21 protein-coding genes are annotated in these 25841 nt (G+C 67.4%); 12 read left to right on the top strand and 9 right to left on the bottom strand.

The genetic code is table 11. The features are described from left to right. The 4 genes from G3N96_RS10580 to G3N96_RS10595 form a co-directional block, all read right to left on the bottom strand. Positions 1 to 954, bottom strand: a complete 954-nt coding sequence (locus G3N96_RS10580; RefSeq protein ID WP_089459918.1) for an ABC transporter permease — start codon at positions 952 to 954, stop codon at positions 1 to 3. Between the two features lie 79 nt (positions 955 to 1033). Beyond that, the gene (locus G3N96_RS10585; protein WP_206137153.1) at positions 1034 to 2617 is read right to left on the bottom strand and encodes an ABC transporter substrate-binding protein; all 1584 of its coding nucleotides are present in this window, start codon (positions 2615 to 2617) and stop codon (positions 1034 to 1036) included. A gap of 741 nt (positions 2618 to 3358) precedes the next feature. Beyond that, a complete protein-coding gene (locus G3N96_RS10590) occupies positions 3359 to 4897 on the bottom strand; it encodes a methyl-accepting chemotaxis protein (protein ID WP_206137154.1) in 1539 nt (512 codons plus the stop codon). Between the two features lie 198 nt (positions 4898 to 5095). Continuing rightward, positions 5096 to 5764 (bottom strand): haloacid dehalogenase type II, encoded by a 669-nt coding sequence (locus G3N96_RS10595; protein ID WP_089429371.1) that lies wholly within the window; start codon positions 5762 to 5764, stop codon positions 5096 to 5098. Between the two features lie 467 nt (positions 5765 to 6231). Between G3N96_RS10595 and G3N96_RS10600 the strand changes: the two genes are divergently transcribed. From G3N96_RS10600 to G3N96_RS10635, 8 genes are all read left to right on the top strand, one after another. Then, complete coding sequence (locus G3N96_RS10600) at positions 6232 to 7092, top strand: GNAT family N-acetyltransferase (RefSeq protein ID WP_206137155.1); 861 nt, start codon at positions 6232 to 6234, stop codon at positions 7090 to 7092. 12 nt (positions 7093 to 7104) lie between these two features. After that, positions 7105 to 8031 (top strand): glyoxylate/hydroxypyruvate reductase A, encoded by a 927-nt coding sequence (locus G3N96_RS10605; protein WP_206137156.1) that lies wholly within the window; start codon positions 7105 to 7107, stop codon positions 8029 to 8031. A 160-nt stretch (positions 8032 to 8191) separates the two neighbouring features. Continuing rightward, positions 8192 to 9592, top strand: a complete 1401-nt coding sequence (locus tag G3N96_RS10610; RefSeq protein ID WP_206137157.1) for an aspartate aminotransferase family protein — start codon at positions 8192 to 8194, stop codon at positions 9590 to 9592. Positions 9593 to 9683: 91 nt separating this feature from the next. Beyond that, positions 9684 to 10175, top strand: coding sequence for a winged helix-turn-helix transcriptional regulator (locus tag G3N96_RS10615; RefSeq protein WP_006749694.1), 492 nt, complete (start codon positions 9684 to 9686; stop codon positions 10173 to 10175). A gap of 109 nt (positions 10176 to 10284) precedes the next feature. Further along, positions 10285 to 11757 carry an NAD-dependent succinate-semialdehyde dehydrogenase gene (locus tag G3N96_RS10620; RefSeq protein WP_206137158.1) on the top strand — a complete coding sequence of 491 codons (1473 nt, stop codon included), beginning with the start codon at positions 10285 to 10287 and terminating at the stop codon, positions 11755 to 11757. Positions 11758 to 11890: 133 nt separating this feature from the next. Continuing rightward, complete coding sequence (locus G3N96_RS10625; protein WP_206137159.1) at positions 11891 to 12487, top strand: TetR/AcrR family transcriptional regulator; 597 nt, start codon at positions 11891 to 11893, stop codon at positions 12485 to 12487. A 50-nt stretch (positions 12488 to 12537) separates the two neighbouring features. Continuing rightward, positions 12538 to 14019 (top strand): MFS transporter, encoded by a 1482-nt coding sequence (locus tag G3N96_RS10630; RefSeq protein ID WP_206137160.1) that lies wholly within the window; start codon positions 12538 to 12540, stop codon positions 14017 to 14019. Between the two features lie 50 nt (positions 14020 to 14069). Beyond that, the gene (locus G3N96_RS10635) at positions 14070 to 14378 is read left to right on the top strand and encodes an EthD family reductase (protein WP_206137187.1); all 309 of its coding nucleotides are present in this window, start codon (positions 14070 to 14072) and stop codon (positions 14376 to 14378) included. A gap of 208 nt (positions 14379 to 14586) precedes the next feature. Here G3N96_RS10635 and G3N96_RS10640 read toward each other — a convergent pair whose 3' ends face one another. After that, positions 14587 to 16062, bottom strand: a complete 1476-nt coding sequence (locus G3N96_RS10640; RefSeq protein ID WP_206137188.1) for an HD domain-containing phosphohydrolase — start codon at positions 16060 to 16062, stop codon at positions 14587 to 14589. Positions 16063 to 16349: 287 nt separating this feature from the next. Here G3N96_RS10640 and G3N96_RS10645 point away from each other — a divergent pair, with 287 nt between their 5' ends. Beyond that, on the top strand, positions 16350 to 16925 hold the full coding sequence (locus G3N96_RS10645) for a DUF308 domain-containing protein (RefSeq protein ID WP_206137189.1): 576 nt from the start codon (positions 16350 to 16352) through the stop codon (positions 16923 to 16925). A gap of 110 nt (positions 16926 to 17035) precedes the next feature. On the opposite strand, the gene G3N96_RS10650 is transcribed toward G3N96_RS10645, so the two are convergent. From G3N96_RS10650 to G3N96_RS10660, 3 genes are all read right to left on the bottom strand, one after another. Further along, positions 17036 to 17602: a nucleotidyltransferase family protein gene (locus tag G3N96_RS10650; protein ID WP_206137161.1), complete on the bottom strand. Its 567-nt coding sequence runs from the start codon at positions 17600 to 17602 to the stop codon at positions 17036 to 17038. A 7-nt stretch (positions 17603 to 17609) separates the two neighbouring features. Then, on the bottom strand, positions 17610 to 18596 hold the full coding sequence (locus tag G3N96_RS10655; protein WP_206137162.1) for a LysR family transcriptional regulator: 987 nt from the start codon (positions 18594 to 18596) through the stop codon (positions 17610 to 17612). 370 nt (positions 18597 to 18966) lie between these two features. Beyond that, positions 18967 to 19617: a GntR family transcriptional regulator gene (locus tag G3N96_RS10660; protein ID WP_241022584.1), complete on the bottom strand. Its 651-nt coding sequence runs from the start codon at positions 19615 to 19617 to the stop codon at positions 18967 to 18969. A 53-nt stretch (positions 19618 to 19670) separates the two neighbouring features. On the opposite strand from G3N96_RS10660, the gene G3N96_RS10665 reads away from it, so the two are divergent. Further along, positions 19671 to 20837 carry a pyridoxal phosphate-dependent aminotransferase gene (locus G3N96_RS10665; protein WP_206137164.1) on the top strand — a complete coding sequence of 389 codons (1167 nt, stop codon included), beginning with the start codon at positions 19671 to 19673 and terminating at the stop codon, positions 20835 to 20837. A 188-nt stretch (positions 20838 to 21025) separates the two neighbouring features. Here G3N96_RS10665 and G3N96_RS10670 read toward each other — a convergent pair whose 3' ends face one another. Continuing rightward, positions 21026 to 22372, bottom strand: coding sequence for an MFS transporter (locus G3N96_RS10670; protein ID WP_206137165.1), 1347 nt, complete (start codon positions 22370 to 22372; stop codon positions 21026 to 21028). Positions 22373 to 22668: 296 nt separating this feature from the next. On the opposite strand from G3N96_RS10670, the gene G3N96_RS10675 reads away from it, so the two are divergent. Next, a complete protein-coding gene (locus G3N96_RS10675) occupies positions 22669 to 23706 on the top strand; it encodes a LacI family DNA-binding transcriptional regulator (RefSeq protein WP_206137166.1) in 1038 nt (345 codons plus the stop codon). Between the two features lie 331 nt (positions 23707 to 24037). Then, positions 24038 to 25819, top strand: a complete 1782-nt coding sequence (locus tag G3N96_RS10680; protein ID WP_206137167.1) for an IlvD/Edd family dehydratase — start codon at positions 24038 to 24040, stop codon at positions 25817 to 25819. The last annotated feature ends 22 nt before the right edge of the window (positions 25820 to 25841 follow it).

The raw sequence follows: 25841 nt of genomic DNA on the forward strand, positions 1-25841 counted from the left end.
TCAGGTTCGCAGTCGCGGGTTCGACACGATCGAGCAGAGGTCGGCGAACAGCACGAGCGTCAGGTACGCGACGCAGAAGATCAACGTGCACGCCTGGACCAACGGGAAATCGCGGTTGCTGACGGCGTCGACCATCAGGCTTGCCAGGCCCGGATAGTTGAAGATCGTCTCGACGACGATCACGCCGCCGAGCAGATACGACAGGCTCAGCGCGATCGCATTGGCGATCGGGCCGATCGCGTTCGGCAACGCATGGCGCAGTACGACGCGTGCGGGGCTCGCGCCCTTGAGCACGGCCATCTCGACATACGACGCGCTCAGTTGCTCGATCACCGCGGCGCGCGTCATGCGTGCCATCTGCGCGATCACGACCGCGCACAGCGTCAGCACCGGCATCGCATACGCGCGCAGGAAATCGTGCAGGCTTTCGATCGGGCCGCTGTACGACAACGCGGACAGCCAGCGCAGCTTCACCGCGAACACGAGCACGGCGACCGTCGCGATCAGGAACTCCGGCGTCGCGACGAGCGACAGCGTGCCGAGGCTGATCACGCGGTCGACCACCGACTCGCGCTTGACGGCCGCGAGGATGCCGAGCAGCAGCGCGATCGGCACCGACACGGCGGTCGTGATCGCCGCGAGCGCGAGCGATTTCGGCAGGCGCCCGCCGATCAGCTCCGACACCGGCATGTCGCCGGACAGCGACCGGCCGAAATCGCCGTGCAACAGGCCGGTGAGCCAGTGCACGTAACGCACGTGCGCCGGCATGTCGAGGCCGAACTGCTGGCGCAGCGCGGCGACCGTCTCCGGCGTCGCCGACTGGCCGAGCGCGGCCTGCGCGGCGTCGCCCGGCAGCAGGTTCGTGATCGTGAAGATGATCGCGGACACGATCAGCAGCGTCAGCGCGGTGACCGCGATGCGCCGGCCGATCAGGCCGATGAGAATTCGGTTCATGGCGCGTCACTCCTGAAAAAACCGCGCGTGGCCGGCGCGGTGGTCCGCACCGGCCGCGCGACGGCGGCCAGCGGCAACGTCATGCGTTCCACCACACGTTCTCGGCGAACGTGAAGCCCATCATCGGCCCGGTGGGGATCGAGCCGAGGCCCGCGAGCCGCTTGTCGTAGCCGTCGAGGAAGCTGATGAACGCCGGAATGCCGACCCGCCCCTGCTGCGCCACGATCACCTGCATGTCGCCGTACATCTGCTTGCGCTTCGCGTCGTCGGTTTCCGAACGCGCGGCGAGCAGCAACTGGTCGAACTTCGCGTTCTTCCAGCCCGACTCGTTCCACGGCGCATCCGACTTGAAGAACTGCGTGAACAGCACGTCGGCGCTCGAGCGCGGGTTGATGTTGCCGAAGGTGAGCGGGTGCTTCATCCAGTGGTTCGACCAGTAGCCGTCGGGCGACGCGCGGTTGACCTGCAGGTTCAGTCCGATCTTCTGGCCGGCCTGCTGCAGCAGCACGGCCATTTCGATCGACCCGTTCGCGTCGGACGTCGCATAGATCGGCGGCAGCGTGGCGCCCAGCGCACCGGCCTTCTGCAGCAGGAATTTCGCCTTGTCCGGATCGTGCGGGCGCTGCGGCAGCGACGCGTTGAAGTAGCGGTGCCCCGGCGGAATCGGCTGGTCGTTGCCGATCACCGAGTAGCCGCGGAACACCGCCGTGCGGAGCTGCTCGCGATCGAACAGGTACTTCATCCCTTCGACGAAATCGGGGTTCGCGACGATCGGGTTGTCGCTGCGCATGATCAGGTCGGTGTAGAGGCCCGACTTGGTTTCCTTCAGCGCATAGCCCGGCGTCGACGAGACCCGCTGCGTCGAGCGCGGATCGATCGCGTTGATCAGGTGCACGTCGCCCGACAGCAGCGCGTTCAGGCGCGCGGCGCTGTCGCTGATGCCGATCAGCTCGATCTCGTCGAGATACGGCTTGCCCGGCTTGAAGTAGCTGTCGTTGCGCACGCCGACGGTCGACACGCCCGGCTTGAACGACTTCAGCTTGTACGGGCCGCAGCCGATGCCGGTCGAGAAGTCGGTCGTGCCGTCCTTGACGATCACGAGCTGCGGCGTCGCGAGGATCACCGGCAGATCGGCATTCGCGCTGGCGAGCGTCAACGTGACTTCGTCGGGGCCGGTCGCCTTCGCCTCCGTGAACTGTTCGGCAAGCGTCTTGACCTTCGACGCGGTGGCCGGGTTCTTGTGGCGCATCAGCGAGAACACCACGTCGGCCGGGCCGACCGGCTTGCCGTCGTGGAACGTGACGCCCTTGCGCAGCTTGATGATCCAGGTCTTCGCATCGGTCGTCTGCAGCGACTCGGCGAGGTTCATCTGCGGCGTGAGGCTCGCGTCGAGCTGCGTGAGGCCGCTATAGAACATGAAGAAGCGCGTGTAGTCCGCACCCGTCGAGCCCTTGGCCGGGTCGAGCGTATCGGCCGTCGAGCCGGCTTCGTTCGCGACCCGGATCTTGCCGCCGCGCTTCGGCGCGGGCGCGGCGAACGCAGCGCCGGGAGTCATCAGCAGTCCGCCGGCGCCGGCGGCCATCATGCCGCCCGCCGCCATGACCTTCATCATGTCGCGGCGCGTGATGCCGCCCTTGCCGCCATTGTCGATATCGTCGCTCATCCGAACTGCTCCTGACTGTGGAAAGTGGGTCCAAGGGTCCAGCGTGATTGTTCAATCCCGCCGCGCCCGCTTGCTGGTAGCGGGTGGGGCGTCGTGTCCATGCAATTCATTTAAGCATCGCCAAAATGCGGTTTGTCGCGATTCGGGCGGCCTGCACGATACGAATCGACCGTTTTGGGTAGCCTGCGCAGCATGATTTGCTGCGTGCGCGCACGTGTCGCCGTGTGCCCGGCGGCGCGTCGCGGCGTCTGCCCAACCCGTGTCGATGCAGGAAATCGTAAGGCCGCAGCCGCCGCAGATTGCGCCGACAAAATTACCCGTTCCGCATCCGGCGCGCGTTTGGCTCGCGCAAACCGCACGTTTGTGTCGAATGCGTGCGCGCCGGCCGACGACGGCCGAAACGAGCGGCTGGTTGCGGCAGATCGCCGCACGCACGGGCGTCGGCGGTGGGGATCGCGACGGCACGTCGCGCGGGAAAGTTCGGAAGAATGCCGCTCGATCGGAACGGCTTTGGGGGAACACGGGAGGATGACGAAACTGCCCGGAAACGGGGCCCGTGCAGCCGTCAGGAACCGCGCCGCCAGGCGGCGACGCGTCCATCACCGGCATGTCGGCGCGCTCACCGGGCGTATGCCGGCGCGGCGCGCCGACGGCAGTCGGGCAGTCGGGCAGTCGGGCAGTCAGGCAGTCAGGCAGTCAGGCAGGATGATGCGCCGGCCGCGGGCGGGCGGCGCGAAGCCGTCACGCAGCCAGGCGGAATACCGATACGGCGGCCCGCAGGCGCGCCGCCTGCTCGTCCAGCGACGACGCGGCCGCAGCCGCCTGCTCGACGAGCGCGGCGTTCTGCTGGGTGACTTCGTCCATTTGCGCGACCGCCAGCCCGATCTGTTCGATGCCGGTGCTCTGCTCGGCCGATGCCGCCGAAATCTCGCCCATGATGTCGGCCACGCGGTCGATCGACCGGACGATCTCCGTCATGCGCTCGCCCGCCGTCTCGACGAGCCGGCTGCCGCTGCCGGCCCGCTCGACCGACGCGTCGATCAATCCCTTGATGTCCTTCGCGGCCGCGGCGCTGCGTTGCGCGAGCGAGCGGACTTCCGATGCGACGACGGCGAACCCGCGTCCCTCCTCGCCGGCCCGCGCGGCTTCCACCGCGGCATTGAGCGCGAGAATGTTGGTCTGGAACGCGATGCTTTCGATCACGACGGTAATGTCGGCGATCCGCACCGACCCGTCCGAAATCTGCCGCATCGTTTCGACGACCGCCTGCACGGCGGCGCCGCCGAGTTCGGTCGCCGCCTTCGCCTGGCCCACGAGCGCATTCGCCTGGCGTGCGTTGTCCGCGTTCTGTTTGACCGTGGACGTCATCTGCTCCATGCTCGCGGCCGTTTCCTGCAGCGACGCGGCCTGCTGCTCCGTGCGCTGCGACAGGTCCAGGTTGCCCTGGGCGATCTCGCCGGTGCCGGTGGCGATCGAGTGGGTCGTGGTCTGGATTTCGGCGATGGTGTCGGTCAGCCGCGCCTTCATGTCGCCGAGCGCGACGAGCAGGCTGCCGGGCGCGGCGTGCGCCGTATCGAATTGCACGTCCAGTTCGCCGGCGGCGATCCGGGCGGCGATCTGCGTCGCATGCGCGGGCTCGCCGCCCAGCGTGCGCCTGACACTGCGCAGCACGCCCCATGCGATGGCCGCGAGCGCCGCGGCGATGACGAGCGTGATCGCGCCGAGCACCGTCGCGAGCCGGGCAAACGCCGCGTTGATGTCGTCGTAGAAAAATCCCGTGCCGATCCACCAGTCCCAGTCCGGGATCGCGACCACGCCCTGCAGCTTCGGCTCCAGGTCCGCGTCGGGGCTGCGCTTGATCAGCACGTCGACGAGCGCGAAATGCGACTGCGCCATGCCCGCGCGGTACGCCTCGCTGTCGGTCAGGCCGCTGGTCGTGCGGTTGCCTTTCGCGCGCGTGCCGATGAACTTCGCGTTCGGGTGGACGAGGTTGACGCCGTCGGCCGTCGTGACCCAGAAGTAGCTCTTCGAATTCGCGTTGAGCGCCGCCAGCGCGGCCTTGGCCTGCTGCTGCGCCTGCTCCTGCGTGAGCGTGCCGCTCGTCTGCATCGCGCGATACGAATCGACCAGGTGCTCGGCCTTGGTCAGCAGCATGACGATCTCGTCGCGACGGCTGTCGATCAGCGCGTCGCGCAGCGTGTGCAGCGACAACGCGGCGAGCAGGACGACGCCGAGCAGCGCCGCGGCGACGAGCATCAGCAGTTTGGTGGACAACTTCATGCGGGGGCCTCGAGATGTTAACCGTTCGGTACATATATCGGCCCGGGCGGCCCCGCCTTGAACGACTCGATATCGGTAATTACCCTCGTTTCGTACGCTGATCGAACGCGCGACGGGTGGCGATGGACGCGGCGACATCGCGGCCGCGTCCCGTCCCGCCCCGTCACGCCGATCGACGAATCGGCCGGCGCAGGCGCCTTACAGCCCGAGTTGCGTCGCGAGCTGGCCGATGTCCGACACTTCGTAATAGTTGTAGAACGGCGTGCCCGGCTCGTGGCCGCGGTTCACGAACGCCTTGTGCCTGATCCCGAGATCCTCGGCCGTCATCAGGTCGTAGCGCAGGCTCGACGACACGTGCAGCACGTCCTCCGGCTTGCAGCCGAGCTTGTCGAACATGTATTCGAAGCCCTGCATGCGCGGCTTGTACGATTGCGCCTGCTGCGCGGTGAACACCGCATGGAACGGCGCGCCGAGCTTGTCGACGTTGCTCATGATCTGGTCGTCCATCGCGTTCGACAGGATCACCAGCTTGTACTTCGACGCCAGCCGCGACAGCCCGGCCGGCACGTCCGGGTGCGGGCCCCAGGTCGGCACTGCGTGATAGAACAGCTCGGCCTCGGCTTCGTCGAACGTCACGCCGAGCCGCGCGCAGGTACGACGGACCGAGTTGACGACCACGTCGCGATACGGCTTCCATGCGCCCAGCACCTCGTCGAGCCGATAGGCGGCGAACGCGCGCACGAAGGCCTCCATCGTCGCCGGCGACAGCCGGTCCGCGTAGATTTCGCGCGCCGTCTCGGCCATCCGGAAATGGGTCAGCGTGCCGTAGCAGTCGAAGGTGATGTACTTCGGTTCAAACTGGATCATGGTCAGGTCCTGTCGGTGTGAAGCCCCGGGAGGGCCGGGGATGGGCTGGGTTCAACGAAATTGAATCAGGGCAAAAAATCGGTCGCGCATCGTTCGGCGCCGCTCAAAACGCACAATCGCCGCAAGTTGCCCGCCCCATGCAGCACGATCTGCGGCGCGATCGGGCGCGGCGCGGCAGGGCCGGCCGGTGGGCGCCGCGCTGCCGCAGCGGGCGCGCCTGTCAGCACGGCCCGCCGGCAGGCGGCAGCGCCGCCGTGCATTCATCGTAGTGCTGTTCGCACAGCACGAGTGGCGGGATTGACCGGCCGCGCCGGCACGATCCGCGCGTTCGTCCGCGTCGATCGAACGGGTTTGCGTCGATCTCGCGGGCGGGCCCGTCCCCGCCGGAAAACAGGCGAATCGTCCTATCCGCGCCGCACCCGCGCTGGCAGAGTGACTGCGTCATTTCCACCCATCCGGAGTCCGGCGTGTCCGACCTCAACCCTTCCCGCACGCTCACCTATCGCCCGTTCGCCGACACCGACCTGCCCGCCGCCCATCGGCTGTCGGAGGCGGTCAAGTGGCCGCACCGGCTCGAGGACTGGCGCTTCGTGCTCCAGCTCGGCGGCGGCATCGTGGCCGAAGACGAAACCGGCGTCGTGGGGACCGCGCTGGGCTGGCGCCTCGGCGAATCGCACGCGGCGCTCGGCATGCTGATCGTGTCGCCCGAGCGCGCGGGCGGCGGCATCGAGCGCGAGCTGCTCGCCCGCGCGCTCGACGGCTTCGGCACCCGCACCGTGTTTCTGCATGCGATGCCGGGGCGCGAGCCGCTGTACGCGGCGTTCGGCTTCGAGCCGATCGATACGATCAACCAGCATCAGGGCGCGGCGTTCCGGCCGCCGCTGATCTCGCTGCCGCCCGGCGAGCGCCTGCGCCCGCTCGGCACCAACGACGGGCCGCGCCTCGCCGCGCTCGCATCGCGCGCGGCCGGCTACGAACGCGGCGCGGTGACCGACGCGCTGCTCGAGGTCGCGAACGGCATCGCGCTCGATCGCGACGGCGAACTGCTCGGCTTCGCGCTGTTCCGCCGCTTCGGCCCGGGCCACGTGATCGGCCCGGTGATCGCGCCGGATGCGCTGCGCGCGCAGGCGCTGATCAGTCACTGGCTCGCGTTGAACGAAGGGATGTTCGTGCGGCTCGACCTGCCGAGCGACAGCGGGCTGTCCGACTGGCTGGACGGGCTCGGGCTGCCGCGCGTCGATACCGTCGTCGCGATGGCGCGCGGCACGACGCCCGCGCGCGACCCGGCGCTGCGCGCGTTCGCGATCGTGAGCCAGGCGCTCGGCTGAAAGGGACACACGATGAGCTTTCTCTACAAGGCCGACCCGGTGCGCGGTGCGCAATGGGCCGCACGCTTCGCGCAACAGGCGCCCGATCTGCCGTTCCGGATCTGGCCGGACCTCGGCGACGCCGCGGCCGTTCGCTATCTCGCCGCCTGGCAGCCGCCGGACGATCCGGTCGCGCTGTTGCCGAATCTCGAAGTCGTGTTCTCGGTCGGCGCCGGCATCGACCAGTTCGACCTGTCGCGCGTGCCGTCGCACATCCCCGTCGTGCGGATGATCGAGCCGGGCATCGTCGAAGGGATGGTCGAATACGTGACGCAGGCCGTGCTGACGATCCATCGCGACCTGTTCGACTATGCCGCGCAGCAGCGCGAGCAGGTGTGGCACGAGAAACCGGTGCGCGCGGCGGCATCGCGGCGCGTCGGCGTGCTCGGGCTCGGCACGCTCGGCCAGGCCGTGCTCGATACGCTGCGGCGCTTCGGTTTCCCGTGCGCCGGCTGGAGCCGCACGCCGCGCTCGCTCGACGGCATCGAGTGCTATGCGGGCGACGCCGCGCTCGACGCTTTCCTGGCGCGCACCGACATCCTGATCTGCCTGCTGCCGCTGACCGACAGCACGCGCGGGCTGCTCGGCGCACGCGTGTTCGATGCGCTGCCCGCCGGCGCGTCGCTCGTGCAGGTCGGGCGCGGCCCGCAGCTCGATGCAGCCGCGCTGCTCGCGGCGCTCACGAGCGGCCGCGTCGACAGCGCGATCCTCGACGTGACGGACCCCGAACCGTTGCCGGCCGGCCATCCGTTCTGGGCCCATCCGCGCATCCGCATCACGCCGCACATCGCGAGCGCGACACGGCCCGACACCGCGGTCGACGCGGTGCTCGCGAACCTCGCGCGCCATCGCGCCGGCCAGCCGATGATCGGCGTCGTCGATCGCGCGCGCGGCTACTGACGTCCTGGTCCGGCCGCACGGGACGCGCAGCAGAAAATGCCGAAGCGCCCCGTGCAAACGCCGCGCGCATACGTTTCGGGCCGCAAATTGAAGACGCATCCGGATTTCTCGCCCGTTAGCATGACCTCACCGCTGACACCTGACGAGAGTCCTGCCTGCCATGAACCAAGCCGCGCTGATCGAAGCTGATCGTCAACACCTGATCCACCCCGTCGTCAATTACCGTGCGCACGAAGCGCGCGGCGTCACCGTGCTCGAATCCGCGGACGGCGTGTTCCTGCGCGATGCCGCCGGCCATACGCTGCTCGACGCGTTCTCGGGTCTGTGGTGCGTGAACGTCGGCTACGGCCGCGACAGCATCGTGAAAGCCGCCGCCGACCAGATGGCCAAGCTGCCGTATGCAACCGGCTATTTCCATTTCGGCTCGCAGCCGGCGATCGAACTCGCCGAACGGCTCGCGGCGCTCGCGCCGCCGTCGCTGAACCGCGTGTACTTCACGCTCGGCGGCTCGGACGCGGTCGATTCCGCGATCCGTTTCATCACGCACTATTTCAACGCGACCGGCCGCCCGTCGAAAAAGCAGATGATCGCGCTGGAGCGCGGCTATCACGGTTCGTCGTCGATCGGTGCCGGCCTCACCGCGCTGCCGGCGTTCCATCGCCATTTCGACCTGCCGCGTGCCGATCAGCACCACATTCCGTCGCCGTACCCGTATCGCCATCCGCTCGGCGACGATCCGCAGGCGCTGATCGCCGCGTCGGTCGCCGCGCTCGAAGCGAAGGTCGCCGAACTCGGCGCGGACAACGTCGCCGCGTTCTTCTGCGAGCCCGTGCAGGGTTCCGGCGGCGTGATCGTGCCGCCGGCCGGCTGGCTGAAGGCGATGCGCGATGCGTGCCGGCGCCTCGGCATCCTGTTCGTCGCCGACGAGGTGATCACCGGCTTCGGCCGCACGGGCCCGCTGTTCGCCTGCGAGGCCGAACAGGTCGATCCTGACCTGATGACCGTCGCGAAGGGCCTGACCGCCGGCTATGCGCCGATGGGCGCGGTGCTGATGTCCGACGAGATCTACGAAGGGATCGCGGGCAGCCGCGCCGATTCGCCGGTGGTCGGCCACGGCCATACGTATTCCGCGCATCCGGTGAGCGCGGCGATCGGCCTCGAGGTGCTGAAGCTCTATCACGACGGCGGGCTGCTCGCGAACGGCCAGGCGATGGCGCCCCGCTTTGCCGCGGGCCTCGACGCGCTGCGCGCGCATCCGCTCGTCGGCGACGCGCGTTCGGTCGGCCTGCTCGGCGCGCTCGAACTGGTGGCCGACAAGGCGCACAAGACGCGCTTCGATGCGGCACTGAACGTGCCCGACAAGATCGCGGCGGCCGCCTATGCGAACGGCATCATCTTCCGCGCGTTCGGCGACGGCGTGCTCGGCTTCGCGCCGGCGCTGAGCTTCACCGCGGGCGAGTTCGACCTGCTGTTCGAGCGCGTGCGCAAGACGCTCGACGACGTGCTGGCCGATTCGGGCGTACAGCGCGCGCTCGATGTCGCGCACGCGCAGCCGGCCTGACGGGCCAAGGGAAAGCCGGGCTTGTAGCGGATATCTTTCGACTCTAAAGTAACCGGACATTCCATTTTTCCGACTCCCGACTCACGTGAACATGACGGACAGCAAGCTGGATCGCATCGACCTGCGCATCCTCTCCCAGTTGCAGAAGCGCGGCCGCATGACCAACGTCGAACTGGCCGATGCGGTCGGGCTGTCGCCCAGTCCCTGCCTGATCCGCGTGAAGCGGCTCGAGAAGGCCGGCTACATCGGCGGCTACGGCGCGCACATCCAGCTCGAGAAACTCGGCGACGTGCAGGTCGTGTTCACCGAAGTCACGCTGGCCGACCATCGACGCGAGGATTTCGACCGTTTCGTCGCGGCGATCCGCAACGTCGACGAGATCGTCGAATGCCACCTCGCGAGCGGCGGCTACGACTATCTGCTGAAGTTCATCACGCGCAGCGTGAGCCATTACCAGACGATCGTCGAAGGGCTGCTCGAGCAGAACATCGGCATCGAGAAGTATTTCAGTTACGTGATCATCAAATCGCCGTTCGTCAAACGGCACTACCCGCTCGAATCGCTGTTCGGCGAACGTCACTGACGCACCGCGCGCGGCCCCCGCGAATACGGCAGCGTCGCTGTCCGTACGGGACGGTCGCGCGCGTGCCGCGCCGCCGTCGCCGCCGAACCGCTTCATCCAAGGACCTGCCATGCCGCTTTCGCTGACCCGCACCGAACTCCTGCGCTCCGCCAACCTGATCGACGGCACGTGGCGCGACGCGCTCGACGGCAGCCGCTTCCCCGTGACCGATCCGGCACGGCTCGACACCGTTGCCCATGCACCCGACAGCGGCGCCGCCGATGCGCGCGCGGCGACCGATGCGGCGGTCCGCGCACTGCCCGCGTGGCGCGCGACGCCCGCTCGCGACCGCGCGGCGATCCTGCGAGCCTGGCACGCCGCGATCGTCGCGCATACCGACGATCTCGCGAAGCTGATGTCGCGCGAACAGGGCAAGCCGCTCGCGGAAGCGCGCGGCGAAGTCGCGTACGGCGCGTCCTACGTGCTGTGGTTCGCCGAGGAAGCGACGCGCACGTACGGCGACATCATTCCGCAGCAGCAGCGCGGCAAGCGGCTGAGTGCGGTGAAGGAGCCGATCGGCGTCGTCGCGGCGATCACGCCGTGGAACTTCCCGCTCGCGATGATCGCGCGCAAGATCGCGCCGGCGCTCGCGGCCGGCTGCACGGTCGTCGCGAAGCCCGCGGAGGACACGCCGCTCACCGCGCTCGCGCTCGCGTTCCTCGCGCAGGAAGCCGGCGTGCCGGCGGGCGTGCTGAACCTGATCACGGCGTCGCGCGAGCGCGGCATCGACGCGGCCGCCGACTGGCTCGCCGACAGCCGCGTGCGCAAGATCACGTTCACCGGCTCGACGGCCGTTGGCAAGCTGCTCGCGCGCGATTCGGCCGCGACGCTGAAGAAGCTGTCACTGGAGCTCGGCGGCAATGCGCCGTTCATCGTGTTCGACGATGCCGAGCTCGACGCCGCGGTCGACGGGCTGATGGCCGCGAAGTTCCGCAATGGCGGGCAGACATGCGTATCGCCGAACCGCATCTACGTGCAGGCCGGCGTGTACGACGCGTTCGCCGCGAAGCTCGCGGCGCGCGTCGCCGCGCTGAAGGTCGCGCCGGCGACCGACCCGGCCGCGCAGATCGGCCCGATGATCAACGCGCGCGCGGTGGACAAGATCGCGCGGCACGTCGGCGATGCCGTCGAGCGCGGCGCACGCGTGCTGACGGGCGGCAAGCGCCTCACCGAGCTGGGGCCGAACTTCTACGCGCCGACGGTGCTCGCCGACGCGAGCGCCGACATGCAGCTCACGTGCGAGGAAACGTTCGGCCCGGTGGCGGCGCTGTTCCGGTTCGACACCGAGGACGACGCCGTCGACGCCGCGAACGACACGCCGTTCGGCCTCGCCGCGTATTTCTACACGCAGGACGTGCGGCGCATCGCGCGTGTGTCGGCGCGGCTCGAAACGGGCATCGTCGGCATCAACGAAGGCGCGCTCGCGAGCGAGGCCGCGCCGTTCGGCGGCGTGAAGGAATCGGGCTACGGCCGCGAAGGCTCGCGCTACGGGCTCGACGACTACCTGTCGATCAAGTATCTGTGCCAGGGCGGGCTGGATTGACCGGGGCGACCGCGTGCCGTCCGCGAGGGCGGCCTCGCGCTGCCCGGCCCGAAAGCATGCGTTGACATAGGAACCGATCGGTTCTTATAATGCGATCCATTCCTGGACACCGCATCGTTTGCGAAACCGATCAATGGCCAATTCTGCCGGCGTGGGCCGCCCTCGCGAATTCGAACTTGAAGATGCCGCGCGCGACGCGATGGCTGTCTTCTGGGACCACGGATACGAAGGCGCGTCCCTGCCCGACCTGATTGCCGGCACGGGCTTGTCGCGCGGCAGCCTGTACAAGGCCTTCGGCGACAAGAAGGCGCTGCTGCTGGCGGCGCTCGACCTGTATATGGCCGACGGGCTCAAGGCAACCGCGGACATCCTGTCGCAACCCGGCACGGTGAAAACGGCCATTCGGGACTCGCTGCTGCGCTATGCGCGCCTGTCCGTCGGCGAGGCCGGCCGGCGCGGCTGTCTCGCGGTCGCGATGACCACTGAACTGGCCGCACGCGACCCGGATGTCGCGGAGCGTACCGGGCGCATGTTCCGCCGCTTGCAGCAGCTCTATGCCGGCGCGATCGTGCGCGGCCAGGCCAGCGGCGAGATCGCCGAGCAGGACGAGCAGGTGCTGGCGCGTTTGCTCGTCTGCCAGGTCGAGGGCATGCGCGTGCTGGGCAAGACCGGCGTGCCCGAGGCCGACATGCTCGCGCTGGTCGACCGCACGATGCGTGTTCTCGATTGAAATTTTTTTACCCACTTTGGAACCGATTGGTTCCGTATGGAGAGCCGTTCATGTCACGGAATGATCCCGTATCGCCCGACCCGCGCCGGTGGGCCATGTTTGCGGTGCTGCTCGTCGGCGCGTTTCTGCCACCGCTGGATTTCTTCATCGTCAATGTCGCGCTGCCGTCGATTCGCGCGGAGTTGGGCGCGTCGTCGTCCGCCGAGCAACTGGTGATTTCGTCGTATGCCGGCCTGTACGCAGTCACGCTGATCACCGGCGGGCGGCTGGGCGACCTGTACGGTCGCGGCCGCGTGTTTTTCCTCGGGTTGATCGGTTTTGCCATCGCCTCGACGCTGTGCGGCCTCGCAGGTTCGCCGGGGATGCTCATCGCCGGGCGAGCGTTGCAGGGTGTGACGGCCGCGATCATGGCGCCGCAGGCGCTCGCGTCGATCCAGGCGATCTTCCCGGAATCGGAAAAGCCGCTCGCGCTCAGCCTGTATGGCGCGGTCTTCGGCCTCGCCGCCGTCATCGGGCAAGCGCTGGGCGGGATCCTGATCTCGCTGAACCTGTTCAACCTCGGCTGGCGGACGATCTTCCTCGTCAACCTGCCGCTGGCGATGCTGGTCGTCGTGTTCGGCATTCCGCTGTTGAAGGAAACGCGTGCACAACATGCGCGCAAGCTCGACCTCGGCGGCACCGCGCTGTCGATGCTGACACTCGGCGCGTTGATCGTGCCGCTGATCGAAGGGCGCGAGGCGGGCTGGCCCGTGTGGGCCTGGGTATCGCTGATCGCGGCGCCGGCACTCGCGTGGGGCTTCTGGCGTTACGAGAGCCGGCTGGGCCGCCGCGGCGGCGCACCGCTGCTCGATCCGGCCGCGCTGCGCGCACCGGGGCTCGGCCGCGCGTTGCTGATCGCGCTGTTGCTGTACGCGATCGGCGCGTTCTTCCTGCTGTTTTCGGTGTATCTGCAGAATGCGTTGCACGTCGACGCGTTGAGCGCGGGCCTCGTGTTCCTGCCGTTCGGCGTGGGGTTTCTGCTCGGCCCGCTGTCGACGCCCTTGTGCACGCGTGCAATCGGCGCTTATGTGAATCCGCTCGGCATCGGCCTCGAGATCGTGGGGCTCGTCGGACTCGCCTGCCTGATCGACACGACGCCGATCGGGATGCCGCTCGCGTCCGCGCCGCTCGCCGCCGCGCTCTTCGTGATCGGGTTCGGACAAGGCCTCGCGCTGCCGACGCTGATGCGCATGGTGACGGGGCGCGTCGCACCCGCGGTGTCGGGGATGATCGCCGGTATCGCCAGCTCGACGCTGCAGGTCAGCACGTCGCTCAGCGTCGCGATCATCGGCGGGATTTTCTATACGGTTCTCGGCGCGCGCCAGGATCCGGCTGCCATTGCGCACGCGTTTATCGTCGCACTCCTGTCGATCTCGGTGTTCCTCGCCGTCGGCGCCGCGCTGGGCATCTCGCTGGCACGTGCACCGGCCGCGCCGTCGTCGGTGCGCTCCGCCGGCCAGCCGGCCTTCGGCCCGGCGCGCAAACGACCGTGATCGCCCGTATCGACATTCAACGTTGCATCCGTCCAACGCGGAGGTTTCTCATGGTTTTCGTCGTTTCCTATCGCCGCGCCGTGGGTGCGCGATTCGATGCCCGCTACTACGTCGAGCAGCACATTCCTCTGGTGGAAAAGGCGTGGAAACCGTACGGGCTCGAATACGTCGATGCGTTTTTCCCCGCACGGCAGGACAGCGAGGTGGCCGTCGTGGCCATGTGCCGCTTCGCGGATCGGGCAGCGCTCGACGCCGCGTTCGCGTCCGCGGAGACGGCGGACATCATGGCCGATATCGACGCGTTCACCGACATCACGCCCGATCGCTACATCACGGATGTGTTCTCGCGCGTTGAGTGAATGCCGCCGGTCGCGGGGGGCCGACGAACGACTGGCCTACCTGAATGGCGCAACGCGATTTTTCGATTCACGACGTACACGGCAGGACCGGCAAACCTTGAACCTCATGTCGGCCCGGTCGTGCGTCGATGCATCCACGGATGCGCATCGCGCGCCATGCGCCATGCTTCGTGCTTCGTGCTTCGTGCTTCGTGCTTCGTGCGTCGCGTCAGAGCAACCCCATCGCCGATGCCTTGAGCGTCGCTGCGGCGCGTGTCGAGCATTCGAGCTTGCGAAACGCCTTCTCGACATGGGTGCGCACCGTGCTCGGACTCATCGAGAGCGCCTGCGCGACCTGCTTGTTGCTCGCCCCTCGAGAGATGGCCCGCAGGACGTCGATTTCCCGTGGCGACAGGCGCGGGCCGTCGTGCGACGCGCGAGCGGCCATGCGCCGGGCCGCGGGCGCGCCACCCGTGACGAGCGCCGCGACCACGTCGCCGCATAGCCGGCCGCGCGCCGCTTCTTCCTGCAATTGGCCGGCGGCGGCCGCATCGTCGAGCGCCGCCCGCCACGGGCGGGCCGAGCGCAACGCGACCCACGCCAGGGATGCCGCGAGTACGCGCGCTTCCAGCGTCAGCGCCGCATCGCGCACGCCGCGAAAATATCCCGAACCGTCCTGCCGCTCGTACGCATACGACGCAAGCACCGCCGCTTCACCGAGCGCGCCGGTCTGCCTGCCGGCGCGCTCCGTCCAGTACGGCACGAGCCGCACTTTTTCCCATGCGCTTGCAGGCAGGCGCGTCGGCAGGTTCCACACGTCGTTCGGCACCGCGGCCCTGCCGATGCCATGAATCAGCCCGGCGCGGTAGACGCGTTCGCGCGCGGCCGCATCTGGTGACAGGCGCTCGTAACACGCGGCCGCCGTCACGGCGACCGAGCGCGAGAACCCGGTCATCCATGGCAGTTTCAGATCGATGACGTCCGCGATCAATTCGGCGCAGGTCGCGCCTTGCATATCGGGCGTGGCCAATGCGGCATCGAGACCGTCGGGCGACAGGTGATCGAGCGCCGCGAGCCAGCGCGCGGCGTCGTGCGCGGCCGCCTCGACGAGCACGCTCGGATAGCGTGCGCCCGCGCGTTGCCCGATCCATTCGATGGCCTGCTCGATGCCGTACGTGCGGCTGAATACATCGAGATCGCCCGCGAGCGTGACGATCGATACGGCGGCCGGCACCTGTTCCCGCGCGAGCCGCGCGGGCAGCCCGTTGCCGTCCCAGCTTTCGAAAATGTGCCGCAGCGCGGTTTCCGTGGCGTGGGAGAGGCCCAGTATTCGCGCGACTTCGCCCGACACTTCGCAATGGATTTGCGCGAGCGGGATCATCGCGGCGCCGACGCGGCCGACCGCTTCGGCGAGGCCGGGCCGGTTCTCGAGCATGGCGGCGCGGATCGCGACATCGTCGCCGAACGCCTGAGCGAAACCCGCGGCGTTCGCGGTACAGCCTGACCAGCGCAACAGCGCCACTTCGCGGGCCGTGTCGCACACCGACGCGTCGAATCCCGCCGCGTGCGCGAGCTGTGCCGCCAGCCAGCCGGTGCGCAGCGAATGATCGGTCGGCTGCCCCATGCTGAGATCGCCGATGAAGGCCAGCGCGCGGACGGCGTCGAATCTGCGCAACGGGGTGTGACGGGCTTCGGCGTCGGGCATCGGATGGGGTGCGGGCATTCACGAGAACGGGAAAACGATCATACGCGACGACGTCGCGCCGTGCATGCGCGTGCGGATCGGCTGCGCGCCGCACGCGGCCCGAGGCGATGTCGGCTGCTACCCGTGCGCGTGACGGGCGCGCCTTCGCCATCGGACATCCGACCGATGGCGGGCGGCCGTCACGATGGCGATACTCGGTGCACTGGAGATCCGGTCGGCACGACCTCCGCACGGCGGACACGCTGCACGCCGGCCGGAACGACGATCCGATTTACGAAGGAATGCAAATGGCTGACCACTTCCCCGAATTCCGTGCCCCCGCCGACGCACAATGGCTGAAACGGTACTACTTTTCCCGGGCGATATTCTCGCTGCTCTGGGTCGCGCTGGCATTTTCCGTCGGCCGGCAGAGCGCGGCCGGCGCGGCGATCCTGCTGATCGTTTATCCGGCGTGGGATGCGCTCGCCAATTTCGCCGACCTCACCCGCAGCGGCGGAGCGGCGACGAACCGCACCCAGGCGGTCAACGTCGCGATCAGCGCGGCCACGACGCTGGCGGTTTTTCCTGCGTTGAATGCCGGCATGCAGGCGGTGCTCACGGTGTTCGGCATCTGGGCGATTCTTTCCGGCTTGCTGCAGCTCGGCACGTCGCTGCGCCGCTGGAAACAGGTCGGCGCGCAGTGGGCGATGATCCTGAGCGGCGCGCAATCCGCGCTCGCCGGCGTGCTGTTCATCGCGCAAAGTCACGCGTCCATGCCGCCCGCCATCGTGAAGATCGCGGGCTACGCGGCGGTAGGCGCCGCCTATTTCCTGATATCGGCACTGTGGCTGCAGTTGCGGCGGGGGCGACGCAGCGCGTCGTGAGCCGTCGATCGAGATGAAGATGCACGCCACGGGGCGCCGTCGCCGTCACCGTGGCTGCAGTTATGGTCGACTTCCGTCGGCAACACGCCCGTTGGCTGCCCGCGGCATTTCTAAACGATGACGGTCACACGGGGCCAGCGGTCCTCGTATCTTTTCTGCTGGATTCGCTGAAGATAGGTATCAATGCTGACACGCGCCGGATTGCGTCGTACCACCATGGAAAAAAGGTCGTCGAGCCCGTATGGTGCGCAGACATCAATTGTCCCGTCACTCAGCAAAGTTAGTCCTACCGTCGTCGCGTACTCCGGCCACGACGCAACGGCTTGAGCCAGTGAACTGAAGGGGGGCACCGGATGCCCAAAGGTGCTCTCGAACCAGAGATGAACAGCGGCCTGATTTGTGACCTCCCACGGAATTTCGGGACATTGCGCCGTGAGGCTGCGCTGGATTTCGGCATCGCGAATCGACGACAAATCGGACGGGTCGAAGTAGGCCAAATCGACGTCGGCCAGGCGTGTCGGTATCACATATCCGTGAAGCGAGTCCCAGACCAAATTACGAATGGCCCCTGCACCAATGCACCAGGATTTCAGGTCCATTGCACGTGCCGCCGACAGCGCAGACATACACCAAGCCGACTGTCGGGCCATTTCGATTAATCTTTCGTTGAGATTCATCGCGGATCTACGTGGCTAAACAAGCAGAACGGCTGAGATTGTCACCAGATCCGGGCGCCCCGGGCGGCCCTTTACTCTCTTGACGCGGCGTCAGGAGCCGTTCGAGCAGATCGGCGCTGTCCAGTTGCGCAATCCACCAGTTCAAAGCGTTCCCTACCTTGTCCTCGCGCCAAGCGAGGTAGCCATTCGTGAACTCGCGCACACCCACAATGCGACGCGCGACCAGCCTGCCTTCGTGTATCGGTTCTTTCGCGACGAGATCGGGCAGCATCCCGACAGCGATACCTTCGCACAGTGCTTGCAATTTAGCTGCGAGCGTCGGCACGATGATCAGAGGCTGTCCGTCACGGGTAGCCACAGATTGGGGTTGCAGTTCGCGAGAAGTGTCACTGATGACGACACCTCGATATCTTGCGATCGTTTCGCTCTCCAACGGCTCGGGCATGCGGGCGAGTGGATGGTCCGGTGCCACGACAAAAACGTGCCGGAGGGTTCCGATTGGCCGGGCCGCAATATTGGCGGCATGCGGCGGCTCGCCGAACGCCCCTATCGCGAGATCGGCACGCCGCGTAACGAGGGCATCCCACACGCCCCCAAGCACCTCGGTGGAAAGACTGAGCTGGGTATTCATCTCCAGGTCGTAGAAGCCATGGACATACGGCCATAAGGACTGGATCGGCAAGATTGCATCGACGCACAGTCGAAGCTCCGATTCCCAACTGTCTCGAGTACCTTTTGCTTTGACCTCCAAGCGTCGAGCCGCGTCTAAAAGTCGACGCCCATCTTCCACAACAGCACGACCCGCCTCCGTGAGTCTCGCCCGTCTGCCGCTGCGATCGAACAGCTCGACATCCATGTCGCTTTCCAGCTTTTGCACGAGGTAAGTGAGCGTCGACGGAACTCTATGCAACCACTCGGCCGCATCGGCGAATGTACCGGTCCGGTCAATTGCATCCAAAACTTCGAGAACTTCAAATGACAGCTTGGTCGCCATACAGCATCCTTAGATACTTCCATCCTTTACAGGCTTCACCGCGTCGGCCGAGCGGCTTTGCCGCAGCAACGCTTCCATACGGTTGCCCAACCTTTCGGGACTCGCTCGGATGCTGATCACATGGACAAAGGCGATGTCGTCCCTGAACCGGATGCGTCTCCCGGATGCGCTCGTTGACGAAGCCTCCAGCCACTCGATGGTCATTGCGGCAAGAGTCTAAGGTACACGCTGCCGTTTGTCTGCTCGTGGCGTGACGCACAGTTAGCTAGGCGCATGATTCTGCTCGCGTCAATTTCGTTGTCGCCCCGTCAGTGCAACCACGGGCTGTTTATCGGTAGCGGCGAGCGGCGACCGAGTCGCAGCCGCATGCCTACCGACTACCCAACGCCTGAGCCAGCGCATCTCCCGCAGCCAGAATATGCGCGGACAGCGCCGCACACGCTGCGTCCACATCGCCGTCGCGTATCGCCCGGACGATGTTTCGGTGCTCGTCGTTCGAGCGATCCTGCCAGTCGAGTTGCTGCCACGTCGCGTACAAATGCCGCGAACTGGCCCGATGCATGTCGCCGATTGCGTCGATGAGCCGCGGCATCCCGCACCGCGCGGTCAATGCGCGATGAAACCTGAGATTCAGCGTGCCGAGCACGGCGATGCCACGCGCCGCCGACTCCTGATCGAGGATCGCATCGAGTTCCTCCAGCGCACGTGAGTCGAGAGCGGGAATCGCCTCGCGCAGCGCCAGCGCCTCGAAAGCAGCGCGCATCTTTGCCAATTCAAGCACGCCCGCCGGCTCGAGCGGCGCCGCCCGCACGCCCCTTCGCGGTTCCACCACGGCCAGCCCTTGCGCTTCCAGCCGTCTGAACGCCTCGCGTACCGGCACATGGCTCGCGCCGAATTCGGCGGCGATGTGGTCCTGGCGCAGCCACTCCCCCGGCGCGATGACGCCCGAGATGATCCGGTCCGCCAAGGCGGCAGCGATCCGATCGGCCAGCGAGCGATCTTCCTTGACTTCAAAGTTCATGCCGACCACCATGCATATATTATCTATTAAATTGTAACAAAACCGGAGGCTCGATGCGCCACCACCGTCCTGTGCGTCTGCAGCACATTGCCGGCATCGGGGTCGATCGCATGGGTTCGATCGCCGATCATGCCGACGTCGACCTGTTGCGGCTCGAAAATCTCGATACCGACATCCCGCCCACTGCGGAGGCGCTCGCCTTCACCCGGGAGGCCATCGAGCGAGACTCGGCCAACTCCTATTTGCCGTTCGTCGGTCAGGATCGGCTGCGCGCGAGCGCCGCCGCCCACGTGTCGGCGCTTTCGGGGCAGCGCTTCACGGCCGACCAGGTGGTGGTGTCGGCGGGCGGGCTCTCCGGCATTCTGAACACGCTGCTTGCCACCGTCGAGACCGGCGACGAAGTGATCGTCACCGATCCGACCTACGCGGGCCTGCTGAACCGCGTCCGCCTGGCGGGCGGCGTGCCGCGGCAAGTCCCGTTCGCCTTCACGCCGGGCGGCGAATGGAGGCTCGACCAGGCCGCGCTGCAGGCGGCAATCGGCCCGAAAACGCGGGCCATGCTGCTGATGTCGCCGTCGATGCCTTCGGGCGGTGTCTTCGATGCTTCGGACTGGCAACTGATCGCGAGCCTGTGTGTACGGAACGATCTGCTGCTGATCCTCGACAACGCGATGGAGCGGCTGCTGTTCGATGGACGCACGGTCATCCATCCCGCCGGCCTGCCCGGCATGGCCGAGCGCACGGTGACGGTCGGCGCGGCGTCGAAGGAGCTGCGCATGATTGGCTGGCGGGTCGGCTGGATCGTCGCGCCGGAATGGCTGATTCCCGATCTGGTGGCCGTGTCGCTCGCCAATGTCGTGGTACCGGTCGGCATTGCCCAGGAGGCTGCGGCGGTTGCGCTCGAACATTCCGCGTCCGATCTGCCCGGCTACGTGAGCGAACTCGAAAGGCGGCGTGACACGATCGCCGCCGAACTGTCCGGGCTCCCGTTCGGCATGCCGGCGGGCGGCTGGTCGATGCTGCTGCGTGTCTCCGACTTCGGCCTGACCGGATCGCAGATGTCGGAGCGGCTGCTGCGCCGCGGCGTATGTGCGACGGCGATGACCGGATGGGGCGTCGCACACGGCGAGCAGTACGTCCGTTTCGTGTTCTCGAACGAACCGGTCGAACGGTTGCGCACGCTCGGAAACAAGGTGCGTGTCGCACTGGAGGACGCATGACGGCCGCCTACGAGACAGCCGGGTCGTGCGCCAGGTGTCCGTGGCTCGAGGCATCCGGCATGCCGCGTGTGAGGGTCGAGCGAACTCACGCGAGATCCTGCTTTTGCCGAAAGCCCCGCTTGTGACGATCCACGTGCCGTGAGACATCCGACGCCGGGCAGCGCGATGCCCGGCCCCGGCCGAACGCCCTACCGCCCTGCCGGCGGCTGCAGGATGTCGCGCGGAATTGCCGCGATCAGCGCGCAGCTGATCAGCAGGCACGCGCCCAGTGCATAGGTGCCGTTGTTGATGTCGCCGGTCATCTGCTTGGCGATGCCGGTGATCATCGAGCCCGTGAACCCGGACAGGTTGCCCACCGAGTTGATCAGCGCAATGCCGGCCGCCGCCGCGGTGCCTGACAGGATCTGCCCCGGAAAGGTCCAGTAGATCGGCATCAGCGCGAGGATGCCGCACGTCGCGATGGTCAGGAATACGATCGACAGCGCGACGTTGTGCGCCAGCGCCGCGCTCGCAATCAGGCCGACCCCGCCGATCAGCGCGGGAATCGCCGCGTGCAGGCGGCGCTCGCCGGTCTTGCGCGAGTGCGACGCGTTCCACACCATCGCGAAGATGGCCGTCAGGTACGGAATGGCGGTCAGGACACCGATATGCAGCGGGCTCTGCACGCCCGACGCGCGAATGATCGACGGCAGCCAGAACGCCAGCCCGTAGAAGCCGGTATTGAAGGTAAGCAGGATGAAGGTGAGCAGCCAGACGCGCGGGCTGCGCAGCGCGGCGCCGATGCTGTGCGACTTGTGCGCGGCTTCGGTTTCGAGGTTGCGCGCCAGCCGCGCCTTTTCGTCCGCGGACAGCCACTTCGCCGACTGCGGGCCGTCGCCGAGGCAGGCCAGCACGATGAACGCCACCACGATCGACGGCAGCCCTTCGAGCAGCAGCATCCATTGCCAGCCGCTCATGCCCGACAAACCGTGCGTCTGCTCCATCAGCCAGCCGGAGACCACGCTGCCGAGCGTGAGGCTCAGCGGGATCGCCACCAGGAATCCCGACATGGCCACGCTCTGGCGACGCGCCGGGAACCAGTAGTTCAGGTACAGGATGACGCCCGGGAAAAAGCCGGCTTCACACAGGCCCAGCAGGAAGCGCAGCGTGTAGAACATGGTGGTCGTCTGCACGTGGAAGAACTGCGCGAGCGGCACGATGAACGCCATCGACGACGACACGATGCCCCACGTGATCATGATCCGCGCGATCCAGAAGCGCGCGCCGTAGCGGTGCAGCAACAGGTTGCTGGGCATCTCGAACAGGAAATAGCCCCAGAAGAAAATGCTGGCGCCGAGCGCATAGACGCCGTCGCTCAGGCTCAGGTCGTCGAGCATCTGCAGCTTCGCGAAGCCGACGTTCACGCGATCCAGGTAGGCTACGACGTAACAGAGCAGCAGCAACGGCAGGATGCGCCGCATCACCTTGCGATACAGGGCGTCGTCGGACGAATCGGCCGCGGCCGGGGCGGCAGCGGCCTGCGTAATGGATGGCATCGGTCTGTCTCCTGATTGTGTAGGTCTTCTTCGTACCGGCGGGTTCTTCGACACATCGATGTTACCGATAACATTCCGTGGCAAAAAAAACGCCGACGAGGCAGCGGGAGCAATCGGCACACTGATACCGGTAACGAATCGGAAGGTAGCACGCGTCAACAGGCGCGTACAGTGCCGTCGAACACGTGGTTTCCCTAGTACGCGCATCGCCGCGACGGGGCACCGCGGCACGCATGAACGCGGATGCGGCACCGGTATGATGTAGCCTTTCCAGCTTTCGTCCGCTCGCGATTCCGATGCCCAGTCCCACCGCCGTCCGGCCTGCCGGGCCGCCCCGCATGTCCGACGTAGCACGCCTCGCCGGCGTATCGAAGATGACGGTGTCGCGCGTGCTCGCCGGCCACAGCGTGGCCGCCGAGACGCGCGCGCGGGTCTGCGCGGCGATCGACCAGCTCGGCTACGTGGCGGACGCGGCGGCCGGCGCGCTGTCGTCCGGGCGATCGGAATTCGTCGCGGTGCTGGTGCCGTCGCTGTCGAGCTCCAACTTCTCCGACACCGTGCGCGGCCTGACCGATGCGCTCGAACCGCATGGCCTGCAACTGTTGCTCGGCGACACCGATTACGACCTGGAACGCGAGGAGCGCCTGGTCCGTTCGATGCTGCGTCACCAGCCGCGCTGCATCGCGCTGACCGGTGCGCAGCACACCGATGCGACACGCAAGGTGCTGGAACGCTCGGCTATTCCCGTGGTCGAGATGTGGGACCTGCCCACGCATCCGATCGACACCGCCGTCGGCTTCTCGAACGTGCGCGCCGCACGAGCGATGGTGCGGCACCTGGCCGAGCGCGGCTACCGGCGCATCGGTTTTCTGGGCGGCGCGAGCGAGCTGGATCGGCGCGGCCTCGACCGGCTCAAGGGATACCAGGCGGAGATCAAGGCGCTGAAGCTGGGTGAGCCGCGCATCGTGCGGCTCGGCGAATCGCCGATCACCATGAGCCACGGCGGGCCCGCGATGGCGGCCCTGCTCGCGCAGTGGCCGGACACCGATGCCGTGATGTGCGTCAGCGACATGTCGGCATTCGGCGCGATCATGGAATGCCACCGGCGCGGCCTGTCCGTGCCCGAGGACATCGCGGTGGCCGGCTTCGGGAATTTCGAAGTGGCGACGTGCTGCCACCCTGCCATCACGACCGTATCGGTCGACGCATACGGCATCGGCCTGCGCACCGGCGAGGCGCTGCTGGCGGCACTGCAGGCGCGCGACGGCGGCGAGCCGGTCGATTCGCAAAGCATCCGTATCGACTACACGATCGTCGCGCGGGAAAGCGCGTGACGGGCCGGCGACCGGGCCGGTCGCGCCCGGCGAGAACCGGCGTGCGCTCGAGGCGCTCGCGAACCACGCGATTGCGTACCGCCCCCCTGCCCTTACGCCGCCCCGCCATCGCATGAACGAAAGGCCGGGTTGACGGCCGATGCGCGTCGATACGGGCCGTTCGACTGGATGGAAACCGGAGCATCGCGCGCAGCGCTTGCTCCGTCCCCTGCGCCACCCGCACACAAAATTCCCTTCCGCCGCGCAAAAACCCCGTGCTAACATCCGCTCGATGTTACCGGTACCAATCCGGTACGCAATAATGAACGAGGCCCTTCGGAGACAGCCCGCCATGTCACAGCCCCCGCGCCGCCTGCGCAGCCAGGAATGGTTCGACGATCCCGCGCATGCGGACATGACCGCGCTCTATGTCGAGCGCTTCATGAACTACGGATTGACGCGCGAGGAGTTGCAGTCGGGCCGCCCCGTGATCGGCATTGCGCAGACGGGCAGCGACCTCGCGCCGTGCAACCGCCACCACATCGAACTGGCCGAGCGCACGAAGGCGGGCATCCGCGACGCGGGCGGCATTCCGATGGAATTCCCCGTGCATCCGCTGGCCGAGCAAAGCCGCCGGCCGACCGCCGCGCTCGACCGCAACCTGGCCTACCTCGGGCTGGTGGAAGTGCTGCACGGCTTCCCGCTGGACGGCGTGGTGCTGACCACCGGCTGCGACAAGACCACGCCCGCCTGCCTGATGGCGGCCGCAACCGTCGACCTGCCGGCGATCGTGCTGTCGGGCGGCCCGATGCTCGACGGCTGGCACGACGGCAAGCGCGTCGGCTCGGGCACCGTGATCTGGCATGCCCGCAACCTGCTGGCTGCCGGCGAGATCGACTACGAAGGCTTCATGCAGCTGACCACGGCTTCGTCGCCGTCGATCGGCCATTGCAACACCATGGGCACCGCGCTGTCGATGAACAGCCTGGCCGAGGCGCTGGGCATGTCGCTGCCAGGGTGTGCGAGCATTCCCGCCGCCTATCGCGAGCGCGGCCAGATGGCGTACGCCACCGGCAAGCGCGCGGTCGAGCTCGTTCGGGAAGACCTGCGGCCGTCGACGATCATGACGCGCGCGGCGTTCGAGAATGCGATCGTCGTCGCGTCCGCGCTCGGCGCGTCGACCAACTGCCCGCCGCACCTGATCGCGATCGCGCGCCACATGGGCGTCGAACTGAGCCTGGACGACTGGCAGCGCCTCGGTGAATCCGTGCCGCTGCTCGTGAATTGCATGCCGGCAGGCGAATACCTCGGCGAGAGCTTCCACCGCGCCGGCGGTGTGCCTGCGGTGCTGCGCCAGCTCGATGCGGCCGGCCTGCTGCGGCGCGACTGCGCGACCGTGTCCGGCCGCGCGATCGGTGAGATCGCCGACACGGCGCAGGACGCCGACCGCGACGTGATCCATACGCCCGAAGCACCGCTCAAGCATGGCGCGGGCTTCATGGTGCTGTCGGGCAACTTCTTCGACAGCGCGATCATGAAGATGTCGGTGGTCGGTGAAGCGTTCCGCCGGACCTATCTGGCCGAGCCGGGTGCGGAGAACACGTTCGAGGCCCGCGCGATCGTGTTCGAAGGCCCCGAGGACTACCACGCGCGCATCAACGACCCCGCGCTGAACATCGACGAGCGCTGCATCCTCGTGATTCGCGGCTGCGGCACGGTCGGCTATCCGGGCAGCGCGGAAGTCGTCAACATGGCGCCGCCGGCCGAACTCGTGAAACGCGGCGTGAGCTCGCTGCCCTGCCTGGGCGACGGACGCCAGAGCGGTACGTCGGCCAGCCCGTCGATCCTGAACGTGTCGCCCGAGGCGGCGGTCGGCGGCGGCCTCGCGCTGCTGCGCACGAACGACCGCATTCGCGTGGACCTGAATCGCCGCAGCGTCGACGTGCTCGTGGACGAGGATGAACTCGCGCGCCGTCGCGAGACGGCGAGCTGCACGGTGCCGCAGGCGCAAACGCCATGGCAGGCACTCTATCGCCAGTTCGTCGGCCAGCTGTCCACCGGCGGCTGCCTCGAACCGGCCACGCTGTACCTGAAAGTGATCGAACAACGCGGCAACCCGCGCCATTCGCACTGACCCTCCCCGCCCACGACCCTTG

It is taken from the genome of Burkholderia sp. Se-20373, from assembly GCF_017104705.1.
GTDB lineage: Bacteria > Pseudomonadota > Gammaproteobacteria > Burkholderiales > Burkholderiaceae > Burkholderia.